A 12,225-nucleotide genomic window follows, 5' to 3' on the forward strand; every position below is an offset into this window, starting at 1 on the left:
CCAACCCGGTGGTGGGGCTGACTCCGCTCGAGGCGTTTACCTCTATGCCAGTGCGTGAAGGACCGCCGAGGGCCCGGGGCGCTGATCTCCGCTTCATGGGTTAACCATGCCGCCGCTGGATCAAGAGTTCCTTTGGTTTTCCCTAGTCCCAGGGAAATTCTTGGGCAGGGAAAGGCAAGCATTCCTGCGAATCGCATTTTGGTGCACCGCCGGGCGCTTGGTCCTTCTCCTAAGGGATTTCCTGGTGCCGCGTTGGCTTCGCCGATAATCCGCGTTGATGCTGACGGAGTGCCAGGAGCGGAAACAGGAGTACCGAGAGCATGCCTGCTCCAACGAGGGCGGATGCGATTCCGCCCGAGATCAGCCCCTCGTCCCGGCCAATGGCTGTCACCGCCACGATAATCGGCAATCCCGTTGCCCCAACCAGCATGATGGCCCGTTTCTCTGCACCGCTGGAGTGAGGGGGAGCAGCGAGCAACGACGGCAGACCGCGGATTATGAGCAGGAGGATCAGGAAGAGCGGGACCAGGGCTAGGGCGGCCGGGCTGGCGGTGAGCGCACGCAGGTCGAAATCTATGCCGGTGTCGATAAAGAAGATCGGCACCAGGAAACCGAACGCGATGGCGTCGATTTTTGTCTCGATGACCTTCCGGTCCAGTTCGGGAGCCCGCGCGATGGCCACCTTCCAGAGGACTCCGGCGGCGAACGCACCCAGCAGCATGTCCAGTCCCAAAACCATGCTGAGAACAACGAGCACAGTGAGGATGAACATGATGGACCGTACGGCGAACTGGCCGCTGGTGTGCAGGGTCATGGTGACCTGGGAGTGGAGAAGTGAGTGCCGTGCGCGCGAGGCGAGGTAAATCGCCAAGCCAGTCAGGAGGACAAACCCGAGAAGTACACCTGTTGCCGGACCGAGCTCCCTGCCACTGAAGAACAGCGAGATCGCTACGAGAGGACCAAACTCCCCGGCGGCACCCAGTGCGGTTACCGCGATGCCGAGCGCGGACTTCGATTCGCCGGCGTCGCGAAGGATGGGCAGCAGCGCGCCCAGTGCAGTGGAGCACAGGGCGACGCCGACAATCACGGCAGCCTCCGGTGCCGGGGCCAGGACGAGGCCTGCGCCAATGCCTGCCGCCAACGAGATCACCCAGCCAGCAGCTGCACGGTTAGCCGGCCGGCCGCTAATGACGGCGAAATCGATCTCGTTGCCTGCAACAAAAAACAGCATGGCGAGCCCGAACTGGGCCAGCGTATCCGTAAACTCTGCCGGATGGATCCAGCCCAGCAGGCTGGGGCCGAGCATGATTCCGAGGACAATTTCGAAGACCACAATCGGTACCTTGACCACGCGGTCAAGGAAGCGGGCCGCAAGGGGCGCTGCGATAGCCAGCAGGGCGATCAGAACCAGTGACGTGGACAAGCCCTGCATCGGTGGTACCTCCGGCACCTCGCTGCTTCGACGAAAAGTAATCCAAAGCTACCGCCACCATAGCGATGGCGCCATAAGGCCAAACAACAACACCGGGTACCGTACGTGATCGTCCATATATCCGCGGTTTTCTGCCATGGGTCGCGCCGGGGGTGCATTCATAAACTTGCGCCGTGAAGAACACCTGCGTGACCGCGCGGCGGCCCTTTCCACGCCGTATTTTCTAGTCGTCCAGCGGAAATGCGACGGCCTCGCCCACAACCCGAAGGCACAGTTCCATGCCTGGCCGCGCGATGGACGCATTCCAGTGGCGGATGGTGATGACTTCGCCCCCACCGGGGTAGCGGTGGTCGGCGCCGGACGCCAGCTCCGGGGGAACTGCCAGCTTGAGGCGCACCGTCGTCTCAGGGCCGAAGTAGTCGGTATCCACCACCACGCCACGGATCGGGCCGTCCTCGGCAATCCGGATCTGTTCGGGCCGCAGCATCAGCTGCACACGGCCCTGGGCCGGCGGCCGGCGGACCGGGATTCCGCCCAGCGAACAGGTGGCCAGTGAGCCTTCCAGCCAGGCGTCGAGGATGACCGCGTCGCCCAGGAATTCCGCTGTGGCACGGTCTGCGGGACGGGTATAGACGACGAAGGGATTGCCGATCTGGGCCAGCTTGCCACCGCGCATCACGGCTACCTGGTCCGCGAAGGAGAGTGCTTCGGCTTGGTCGTGGGTGACCAGGATGGTGGTGACGCCGGCCTGGTTGAGGACTTTGGCTACCGCACGCCGGGTGGCAACGCGCAGGCCCGCGTCAAGGGCCGAGAACGGCTCGTCCAGGAGCATGAGTTCGGGTTCGCGGGCCAGAGCGCGGGCCAGGGCGACCCGCTGCTGCTGCCCGCCCGAAAGCTGATGCGGACGCCGCCTGGCCATTGCCGGGTCCAGGGAGACCATCTCCAGCAGTTCATTGATCCGGCCCGCCACGGCGCGCCGCCCGCCGTCGAGCTTTCCGGCGTCCAGGCCGAAGGCGACGTTCTGCCCCACGGTGAGGTGGGGAAAGAGGGCACCATCCTGTGCCACATATCCCACGTGACGCTTGTGCGCCGGCAACCAGACGCCGTCGCCCGCCACCTTGGTACCGTTCAGCGAGATGCTGCCGGTGGTGGGGTGCTCGAAACCGGCGATGAGCCGCAGCAGAGTAGTTTTGCCGGACCCGGAGGGACCAACGATGGCGGTAGTCCCACCCTTGGCGACAGACAGATTTACGCCTTTGAGGACCGCCTGGGATGAAAAATTCTTGGTGACGTCGGTGATCTGCAGATGGCTGTTGGTGCTGGGGGCCACCGACGCCGCAATCCGCGGCTCCGGGAGCCGCGAGGGAGATTGTTCGGTCACTGTCCGGCCACTTTCTTGGACTGGTGGAAGAGGAGGTAGGTCATAGGGGCGGAGAGCAGGATCATCAGCAAGGCGTAGGGTGCCGCACCTGTGTAGTCGATTTCACTGCTCTTGATCCAGAATTCCGTGGCAAGCGTCCGTGTGCCGTTGGGGGATAGCAGCAGCGTTGCGGTCAACTCGTTGGCGATGGCAAGGAACACCAAGGCGGCGCCGCCCGCAGCGGCGGGCGCAGTGAGCCGGAGGGTCACCCTGATGAAGGCAAGGAGCGGAGGTTTACCCAGTGCCCGCGCGGCTTCGTCGAGTTCTTTGGGGGCCTGGGCCAGGCCGGCACGCAGGTTCACCAGCGCCCGCGGCAGGAACAGCAGGACGTAGGCGGCAACCAGGACCGCACTGCTCTGGTAAACGCCGGGAACCACCCTGATGCTGACGGTGACGAACGCCAGGCCCACTACGATGCCGGGGAGGGAGCTGGTGACGTAGTTGGAGAGCTCGAGGGCCTTGCTGAACCAGCCTGGATGCCTTACTGCCAGATAGGCCATGGGGAAGGCGACCACGGTAGTCACCGCCGCCCCGGCCAGGCCGTAGCCGAGGGTCGTCAGAAGGGCGGGCACGAATTCGTTTGCAACCCAAATCACGGGGCCACCGGCGAAGACCCAGCGCAGGACTAACACCAGCGGCAGCCCAAAGGCCAGGGCGGTGAGCGTCAGGAGGAAGAGCTGGGCAGGAACGTGGTAGCCGTGCAGCGGCAGGCGCAGGGCCTTTCCTTGGGCTCCGGAACCGATTCGCGCATACCGGGCCGATCCGCGGCCGCGGGCTTCGAGGAGCAGCAAGACCAGGCAGAAGAACACGAGCACGCTGGCCAGCATGTTGCCGGCGGTGCCGTTGAACGTGGATTGGAACTGGACCATGATCGCGGTGGTGAACGTATCAAAACGGATCATGGCAAAGGCCCCATATTCGGCCAGCAGGTGCAGGGCCACCAACAGTGCGCCGCCGGTGATGGCAAGCCGGAGCTGCGGGAGAACCACGCGGAAGAACACCCCCCAGGCCCCGAGCCCCAGAGCTGCGGCGGACTGTTCAATGGCCGGGTCCAGCCGGCTTAGAGTCGCTGCTGCGGGGATATAGACCAAGGGGAAGTAGGACAGTGTGGCGATCAGGACGCCGGAGCCCAGGCCCTCCAGGGACGGAACAGCGGATACCCACGCATAGCTGTTCACAAAAGCCGGGATGGCCAGGGGAGCGGCCAGCAGGACAGCCCAGATTTTGTGGCCGTGCAGTTTGGTGCGTTCCACCAACCAAGCCCCGCCGATTCCCAGGACGAGGCAAAGGGGCACTGTCACCAACATCAGCAGGACGGTGTTGAGGAGCAGCTCGCCCACGCGGGGGCGGAAGATCAGTTCGACGGCGGTGTCCCAGCCGGTGGCTGCGGTCATGAACACGACGTAGCCCAGGGGAATAAGCGAAAAGAGTGCGATCAGCACCGCGATGACGGACACTGCTGAGACGCCGAAAGGCGGGCGGGGGCTGCTGCCCCGGCCCGCCGTCGTCGTGCTCCCTTTTGACGGGGAAGCCGATAGATCGGTTGTCACTGAATTACAGGAGTCCTGCCTTGGTCATCAGCTCGGTGACCTTCTCGGAGTTCAGCTTGGCGGGATCCACGGTGGGAGCCTGCAGTTCCGCCAGCGGAACCAGCTTCTCGTTGGCGGGGACGTCAGAGGCGATGGCGTATTCGAAGGAGGTGCCCTTCTGCAGGACTTCCTGGCCCTTCTTGCCGGTAATGAACTTCAGGAACGCCTGGGCAGCTTCTGCATTCTTAGTGGTCTTCAGGACTCCGCCGCCGGAGACGGACACGAACGCGCCCGGATCCTGGTTCTTGAAGTAGTACGGCGTGACGTTCTTGGAGTTCTCGCCGGTCTTGGCCTGGTCGCCGTAGTAGTAGTAGTGATAGATCAGTGCGGCATCAACTTCGCCGGCGTTGACGGCCTTCATGGCCGTGCTATTGCCCTTGTAGGCCTTGAAGTTTTCCTTCATGCCCTTGAGCCATTCCTCCGTTGCGGCCTCGCCCTTGAGCTCAAGCAGTGCGGAGACAATGGCCTGGAAGTCGGCGCCGGACGGGGATGCGGCCCACTTGCCCTTCCACTCCGGCTTGGCCAGATCAAGCATGGACTTGGGCAGCTTATCCTCGGCCACCTTGGCTTTGTCATAGACCAGGACGGTGGAGCGGGCGGCAATGCCGGTCCACTTGCCGGTGGACGGGCGGAACTCTTCGGGGACCTGCGCGATGGTGGCCGCATCAACATCCGCAAAAAGTCCCGCGTTTTCCACCTGGGCCATGGCGGGGGAGTTTTCGGTGAGGAAAACATCGGCCGGCGAGGCAGTGCCTTCCTGGACGATCTGATTGGACAGTTCCGTGTCCGAGCCCTGCCGCATGGTCACCGTGATGCCTGTCTCGGCCGTGAAGGCCTCGATCCACTCTTTGGTCAGGCTCTCGTGCTGAGCGTTGTAGACCGTGATGTCTCCGGCTTCGGCGGAAGCGGAACCGGAGGCTGCGGGGGCAGTGCTGCCGCCGCAGGCGGTCAGCCCAAGGGCTGCGGTGGCGGCGATGGCGATGCCGGCCAGCGCGTGGGTGCGGATCTTCATGGAGGCTGCTTTCTGGGAACAAGTCTGGTGGACCCTGGGGCCGACGGGCTGAGATTGCCCACAAAGGAACTTTAGGTTAGCCCAACCTAAGTCCCAACAAGGAAAGCGCTTAAAGTGATGGAGATCACATCAATTACGGAACTGTTGCATAACGTAATTCGCGCCGTTGCTTGGGTTGTCATTTATCCAGTTGTAGTTAGGCAAGGCTTACTTTATGGTTACGCCGTGACCTTACCCCTCGAACTCACAGGGGTCGCCCTTGCCGCCAATCTGGCAAGCCACGGTGACCGGCCCGCCGTCCTGACCGGCGGCCGCGTCCTCAGCTACAGCGACCTCGCCCAACGCGTGGAAGCTTTCGCAGCGCGCCTCGGTACCGTGCGCCGCCTTGTGGTGCTTGCCGCCGACAACAGCATTGAGTCGCTCGTTGCCTACCTCGCGGCCCTGGCATCCGGACACCCCCTCATCCTCGCTCCCGCCGGCAACGACGCCGCGCTGGAATCGCTCATCACCTCCTACGATCCCGACGTCATCATCCGGCCGGGCGCCTCCCTGCCGAGTACGGTGCCGGGCCATCAGGCGGGGCCGCTCCTGGAAGAACTCCGGCCCGGTACCCGGCATGAGCTGCACCCGGACCTCGCGCTCATGCTCAGCACGTCCGGTTCCACAGGATCCCCGAAGCTCGTGCGCCTGTCGCACCAGAACGTGCAGTCCAACGCCGAGTCGATCGCTGAGTATCTCAACATCCATGCCGGCGACCGGGCCATGACAACGCTCCCCATGTACTACTGTTACGGGCTGTCAGTGATCAACAGCCACCTTCTCCGCGGGGCGGGGATCGTCCTCACTGAGCTGTCTGTGGTGGATCCTTGCTTCTGGGAACTGTTCCGCAACCGGCGTGCCACTTCCTTTGCTGCCGTGCCGTACACCTTCGAATTGCTGGACCGGGTCCGGTTCACCGACATGGAGCTGCCGAGCCTGCGCTACATCACCCAGGCCGGGGGCCGCCTGGAACCGGAAACGATCGTCCGGTACTCCAAGGAGGGCCAGCGGAACGGCTGGGAGCTGTTCGTTATGTATGGGCAGACGGAGGCCACGGCACGGATGGCCTATCTTCCACCGCACCTGGCCACCACCTTTCCCGGCAGCATCGGGATTCCGGTGCCGGGCGGGAACTTTCGCATCGAACCCGTCCCTGGCCTGGACGACGGAGAACTCGTCTACACCGGACCCAACGTGATGCTCGGCTACGCGGAAAGTCCGGCCGACCTCGCGGCCGGCCGCGCCGTCCACGAACTGCGCACGGGCGATCTCGCCCGCAAGCATGATTCCGGTCTCTATGAGGTAGTGGGCCGAAGGAGCCGGTTCGTCAAGATCGTCGGGCTGCGCATCGACCTCGGCCAGGTGGAGAAGACGCTCCACAACCTTGGCCTCCAGTCCGCCTGCGCTGGAACAGACCAGAGGCTCGTGGCCGCCGTCGAGGGCAACCACGACGAGCGCCTGCTCGCCAAAACCCTGGCCCAGAGCCTGGGCCTGCCGCGGGCCGCGGTGGAGGTGCGCGCCGTCGAGCGCCTCCCGCGCCTGGCCACAGGCAAAACCGACTACCCGGCTATCCTTGGGCTTGCGGCTCCGCCCGAAGGGCCGGTGCGGACGACGGCGAGCCCCGGCGCCGAAGCGTCAGCGGCCCCCGAGGACATCCGCCGAATCTTCGCCGAAGCGCTTGAGATCACGGACATCGACGACGGCGACACGTTCGTATCCCTCGGAGGCGATTCGCTGTCATATGTGGCGGCCTCGGTCCGTCTCGAGAAAGCCCTCGGGCACCTGCCTGCCGACTGGCACGTAACCCCGGTCGGGAACCTGGTTGCCAAGGCGCGGCCAGCTCGCAAACGCTGGAGGCTCTTTGCGCCACTGGAGACAAGCATTGTGCTCCGCGCCGTTGCCATCGTGGTGATCATCAGCACCCATATGGACCTCATTGCGTGGCCCGGCACCGCACACGTCCTGATGGCCCTGGCCGGCTACAACTTCGCGCGCTTCCAACTGGGCGGGGACCGGCTTCCCCGGTTGAAACGCCAGGCACGGAGCCTTGCCCGGGTGGTCGTGCCCACTGTCGCGTTCATCGGCGCTGTGATGCTCCTGACGGACAAATTCAACTACACACCGGCCAACCTGTTGATGCTCAACACGATGATCGGGCCCAGCGGCTGGACAGATGCCTGGCATTTCTGGTTCGTGGAAGTCCTGATCTATGTGCTGGTGGCCATGATGGCACTTCTGGCCATCCCGTGGGCGGACCGGGCAGAAAAGCGGTTCCCGTTGGCCTTTCCCGTGGCGCTTATCGGGGTGGGGTTGCTGGCCCGCTACAACCTCGTACCGATCGACATCCTGCACACCAGGCCCGTCCTGTGGCTGTTCGCGCTCGGGTGGGCCCTGGCGCGGGCCCGCACGGTTCCCCAACGGCTCATCCTCTCCGTCATCGCGGCTTTGGCCCTTCCGGGCTACTTTGACAACCCCTGGCGCGAAGCCACAATCCTCGCCGGGATCCTCCTGCTCGCCTGGATTCCTGCCCTTCCCCTGCCTGCAGTCCTTCATGGACTGTTCGGCACGCTGGCCAGCGCCTCCCTGTACGCGTATGTGACGCACTGGGTGATTTTTCCCGATTTCAAGGAGCACACCCCTGTGCTGGCAGTGGTCCTATCCCTGGCCGTTGGAGTGGCGTACTGGGGGGTGTCCATGAGGATCATGGGCCGCCTGCTTCGCTTGGGAACTGCAGCCCCTCGGAAACCCGTCAACTATGGGCGGACTCAATCCACGAAACGCGAAGGGTTGCCCCCGGCCGCCCGAGCCTAGCTGCTTGGTGCCTCAGCGCCGGTCGGGGTGGGATTGGGCGTCGGGGTGACAACAGCTGGTTCAGCGGGCGCGGTACTCGGTTCCTGCATGGGACCTTCCTGGGTGAGACCTTCCTGCGTGGGGCTGCCGTCGGTAGCCGCACCACCAGTGACAGGCGCGGCGGGAGTGGGTGCCGCCGTCGTGGCCTTGGACGTCACGGATGCCGGTTCAGTGGTTCCAGGAGAGGGGGCCGTTGTGCCGGCAGAGGGGGCCGAGGCCGGGGGAGTACCGTTCGTGGCGCCGGGGTCGCTGCGGACAATTTCCATGATTTGTTCCTTGAATGCGTTGAGGCGTCCCTGGATCTCAGAGAAGGGGACGTTGTGGAGCTCCCGGCCGTACTCGGCGATCTCGGCCCACAGCGTGTTGAGCCGGGCTGTGCTGTCCTCGCTGAGGGGTCCGTCCAAGGTGAGGACCAATTGGCTGGCCAGCGCGTAGGTGAGGCACCGAAGGCAGTTGTAGTTGGCGGCGGCTGACAAATTCTCCGGAACTATCACGTCGGCCTGACCCACGATCAGCACTACCTGGAAGCCGACGGCGACTGCGGTGCAGTCTGTGCAGCTGGCGAACGCGTAGGCCTCGTTGGTGGTATCGACGGGTTTGCCGTCTTCTGCCCAGACCAGCGCGAAGGCGACGTCGTAGGTCACAGAGCCGTCGCTCGTGTTCACGGCGAGGGCCTGGTTTCCGTCCTCCTCTGGTGCGGCAGGCTGGTTGAACGGGAACACCCACGACGGCGCCGGACTGGCCCCTGGGGCGCTGTCGGCCCGTGTCCCAGCACTGGCGGGACCAGTATGCGGTACCAGGACCGTGCTGAGCTGGGGGTTCTCGCGTGTCGGCATGGCTGCCCCTGCGGGCCATAACGCTACAGTCTTCCCGGCCTGCCCTTCCCGCAGGGGAGAGTGTGACGCAGCGGGGAAAACGGCGGTGGCTACGTCTGCCAGGGTTCCGCGTTCGTACGGCTGGACGGGCCGGTAGGTGTCTGCCGCGGGCCACCAGGCCCAGGCAAGCCCGGCGGTCACCGCTGCGATGGTGGCCATCGCGGCGGCTCGCTGCAATGCCTTTCCGCGCGTTTTGTGCCAGAGCCCGAGGGTCAGTTGCCGGGCCAGTCGGAGCAGGATGTAGAGGATGCCAAGAATGGGAAGGGCGACGGCGGCGATCGCCAGGGCGCGCAGCGCAGCGCCGCCAAGGTCGCCGTCGGCGAGGCTTCCGGCAAACTGCGCCTGCTGATCCAGGACGCTGGCCCACGCCGTCGCGAGGAGCCGAGGGAGCGAGAGGACCATCATGGCCATGCTGACCACGAGCAGCGGCACAGTGACCAACACCCAGACAGTGACTACGGCCCGGGCCCATGGTTTGAGGGCCTGTGCTTCGGGACTCGTGCGGCGCCAGGGGAGCAACCCCAGCAGCGTCGGTTTGATACGTTGGAAAAGGTCCGGGACCCCGGTGGCATCGGCCAGGATGTGGTACCCGTCGAATCGGACCAGGGGCAGGAGCTGCCGGACCATCTGGAGAATTTGGGTGACCACAACCAACAACAGGGCGTCAAAGCCGGTGGCCCACCAGAGACCCATTATGGCCACGGCAACGATCGCGTTGAAGTACAGCCCGCCCAAGTCGGTCCGGATCCGGCCCCCGCGGCCCAGCCTGTACGAGTCTGTGACGTCCGTGAAGAATGCAGGCCAGATGAGGTACAGACCCGCCCCCATGGCACCGGGCGTGGCGCCGCCCCGGCGTGCGGCCGCGGCGTGACCGAACTCGTGAAAGCCGGCCGAAAGCACTGTTACGGCCAGGACCAGCAGGACCAGGGCCGGGTTGGCGAAGGCGTCGTGGGTCGCGGAGGCGAGTCCCTTGACCCCGAGAACCCACCAGGACGCGGCGATGAAGGCTGCGCAGATGGCCGCCACGATGACCGGGTTGAAGAGCAACGCGAACGGCGCCGTGAGCTTTCGGGTACGTTCCGGATCCGTGACGGTGTAGCGGAAGCGCATGCCCAGCAGGGGGTCCGCTTTCCGCACCTCTGGCTGTGAACCGTCACCCAGCCGGAGCAGTCCCAGCGGCAGCAGCTGCGAGGCGACCAGTGTGCGGACGTTGTCTTCGCTGACTAATCTTCCGAAGCGTGTGCTGGCGTGGGCGGCAATCTGTTCGGTAGTGCGCTGGCCGTCCACTGCTTCAAGTACCAGGTACAGCAGGCGGGTCAGCTGGATGGCCTGGCCGTCTGCCCGGCGGACCAGCGAAGGCGGTTCCCGGTACCCCGATCCCTTTGTTTCACCCATCAGTTCCACGCCGTCGGCCAGCACAGGAACGTCAGGCAGCAGGACGTGGGAAGGGTTAACAGTGTCGGTACCGGCAGACGCGGGAGAAGTCAGCGGGCCGTCCGGCCGGGACGGCCCGCCGTCTACTGTGCTCATGAAGCAGTGCTCATTCTCGGAGGTAGTGTGCGGACTCTACTGCCTCAGGTCTGACTGCTGGTCGGCAGACGCGGTTGCTTCACCGTCGATGTGCTGGCTGATGATGGCGTCCTGCTGGGCCACTGCGAAAGCGTCACTGTCGATGGAACCGATGTTGGCGGCAACGGCGGCGTCGATCGGCGCGGCGACGTTCGCGTTGGCAGCCACGGCGCCGTTGATCGGGGCCGCAATGTCTGCCTGCGCCGCCAGGTCAACGTTGACGTTCAGCAGGTCCCCGTCCAGCGCGGCAGCCGGATCCACCGGCAAGGCACCCACGTCGGGGAGTGTGCCATCCGGGAGAAGGTCACCGCCTGCGGTTCCGTCCGGTGCGGTCCCGCTGTCCGCAGTTCCGGCGTCACCGGCCTCTGTATCTGCGCCCTGGTCAATGCTGCTGTCCTGCGTGGAGTCTGCTGTGGCATCGGCAGTGATGCCCTGTTCGATGATCACTCCCTGGTCCGCTAGGGCCTGGGCCTCGGATCCGTAGGAGAGGATGTTCGCGGACGCTGCCGCGTCGATCGGGGCTGCTACGTTGGCGTTGGCCGCGACGGCGAGGTCGATGGGGGCCGCAGCGTTGATGCCCAAGTCAAGATCGGCGTTGAGGTCCAGCACGGAAGCTACTTCCTTGTCGGGGAGCGCCGTGCCGCCCTGTGCCTGCAATTCTTCGTTGGTCAGCGGAGTCATTCCCTGTTCAGTGCTCATGCGAAACTCCAGTTCCGGCACGGTCGCCGCTGCCCCCAGTGAGCAGTTCCTACACCGATGTGCCTAATGCCAGTCAATAGTAAGCATGATGATCATATTTTGGTATATCCCCCGACGGTGAGTACGGGACAGGGCCGACCTGCAGATGGAGCCTGTTCCGCACAATCAGCGTCGAGTCGAGGCCGGCCGTCATATCGGGCCGGGCCTGGGCATGACCGGTCCCGCCGCGGTGGATTACATCTTGTGGAGCCAGCCGAGCCTTGCGTGAAGGGTCAGAAATGTGCCCCCTCGAGCGTGGCGCGTAGCGCGTATGGCCGGGGCTGTGGGCGTTGGCCGCTCTTCCCCGACCCGGTGACTCTCTTACAGCGACGACGGCCGTTTGCCGGACGAGGGCCTTTCCCGACGGACCTTCCTGACCTTCAGCCTGCGCCGTCTCACGGGAACTCCGGCGTTCCGGTCCGGGATCGCATGGCGTCGGCGCATTGGCCGGTCGGGGCGGCCGGGGGCTTGGTCTGCGGGGGCGGTAGCGGAACGTACCAGCGTCGAGCCACTTCTGCGCCGCCGTAGCCGGAGCATCGCGATCGCCGTCAGGCCCAGCCAGACGAATGCTGCCCCAATAACGAGGAAAACCGCCGGGATCGTGTCCATGATCAAGTCTAGATCCGATTCCGTAAGTACACTTAGCAACTAAGCTTCCGCGCTTGGTCTGCACCCCGCACGGCCTTCCAACGGCGCCTCGC

At 64.8% G+C, this 12,225-nt stretch carries 8 protein-coding genes; 1 reads left to right on the plus strand and 7 read right to left on the minus strand.

Features of this window, described 5'->3' with window-relative positions; translation table 11 throughout:
* Nucleotides 1-229: 229 nt before the first annotated feature.
* The 4 genes from V9L18_RS10960 to V9L18_RS10975 all read right to left on the minus strand — a co-directional run bounded on the left by V9L18_RS10960 (nucleotide 230) and on the right by V9L18_RS10975 (nucleotide 5,453).
* On the minus strand, nucleotides 230-1,432 hold the full coding sequence (locus V9L18_RS10960; protein WP_337347196.1) for a cation:proton antiporter: 1,203 nt from the start codon (nucleotides 1,430-1,432) through the stop codon (nucleotides 230-232).
* A gap of 223 nt (nucleotides 1,433-1,655) precedes the next feature.
* Nucleotides 1,656-2,813, minus strand: a complete 1,158-nt coding sequence (locus V9L18_RS10965) for an ABC transporter ATP-binding protein (protein WP_337347197.1) — start codon at nucleotides 2,811-2,813, stop codon at nucleotides 1,656-1,658.
* Nucleotides 2,810-4,402: an ABC transporter permease gene (locus V9L18_RS10970; RefSeq protein WP_337347198.1), complete on the minus strand. Its 1,593-nt coding sequence runs from the start codon at nucleotides 4,400-4,402 to the stop codon at nucleotides 2,810-2,812. Before V9L18_RS10970 ends, V9L18_RS10965 begins: the two co-directional genes overlap by 4 nt.
* Before the next feature lie 4 nt (nucleotides 4,403-4,406).
* On the minus strand, nucleotides 4,407-5,453 hold the full coding sequence (locus V9L18_RS10975) for an iron ABC transporter substrate-binding protein (RefSeq protein WP_337347199.1): 1,047 nt from the start codon (nucleotides 5,451-5,453) through the stop codon (nucleotides 4,407-4,409).
* A gap of 225 nt (nucleotides 5,454-5,678) precedes the next feature.
* Between V9L18_RS10975 and V9L18_RS10980 the strand changes: the two genes are divergently transcribed.
* Nucleotides 5,679-8,303, plus strand: coding sequence for an AMP-binding protein (locus V9L18_RS10980; protein WP_337347200.1), 2,625 nt, complete (start codon nucleotides 5,679-5,681; stop codon nucleotides 8,301-8,303).
* On the opposite strand, the gene V9L18_RS10985 is transcribed toward V9L18_RS10980, so the two are convergent.
* The 3 genes from V9L18_RS10985 to V9L18_RS10995 all read right to left on the minus strand — a co-directional run bounded on the left by V9L18_RS10985 (nucleotide 8,300) and on the right by V9L18_RS10995 (nucleotide 12,133).
* Entirely contained in the window at nucleotides 8,300-10,747 is a 2,448-nt protein-coding gene (locus tag V9L18_RS10985) for a hypothetical protein (protein ID WP_337347201.1), read from the minus strand. The genes V9L18_RS10980 and V9L18_RS10985 overlap by 4 nt on opposite strands.
* A 36-nt stretch (nucleotides 10,748-10,783) precedes the next feature.
* Nucleotides 10,784-11,485, minus strand: coding sequence for a peptidoglycan-binding protein (locus tag V9L18_RS10990; RefSeq protein WP_337347202.1), 702 nt, complete (start codon nucleotides 11,483-11,485; stop codon nucleotides 10,784-10,786).
* A 360-nt stretch (nucleotides 11,486-11,845) separates the two neighbouring features.
* The gene (locus V9L18_RS10995) at nucleotides 11,846-12,133 is read right to left on the minus strand and encodes a hypothetical protein (RefSeq protein WP_337347203.1); all 288 of its coding nucleotides are present in this window, start codon (nucleotides 12,131-12,133) and stop codon (nucleotides 11,846-11,848) included.
* Nucleotides 12,134-12,225 lie beyond the last annotated feature (92 nt).

The organism is Pseudarthrobacter sp. CCNWLW217 (assembly GCF_037203985.1).
In the GTDB taxonomy this organism is placed as follows: domain Bacteria; phylum Actinomycetota; class Actinomycetes; order Actinomycetales; family Micrococcaceae; genus Arthrobacter.

Bases quoted from the DNA above. Each gene is read 5' to 3' on its own strand.
- V9L18_RS10960 (WP_337347196.1), bottom strand. From the start codon at position 1,432: ATGCAGGGCTTGTCCACGTCACTGGTTCTGATCGCCCTGCTGGCTATC.
- V9L18_RS10975 (WP_337347199.1), bottom strand. From the start codon at position 5,453: ATGAAGATCCGCACCCACGCGCTGGCCGGCATCGCCATCGCCGCCACC.
- V9L18_RS10985 (WP_337347201.1), bottom strand. From the start codon at position 10,747: ATGAGCACAGTAGACGGCGGGCCGTCCCGGCCGGACGGCCCGCTGACT.
- V9L18_RS10990 (WP_337347202.1), bottom strand. From the start codon at position 11,485: ATGAGCACTGAACAGGGAATGACTCCGCTGACCAACGAAGAATTGCAG.
- V9L18_RS10995 (WP_337347203.1), bottom strand. From the start codon at position 12,133: ATGGACACGATCCCGGCGGTTTTCCTCGTTATTGGGGCAGCATTCGTC.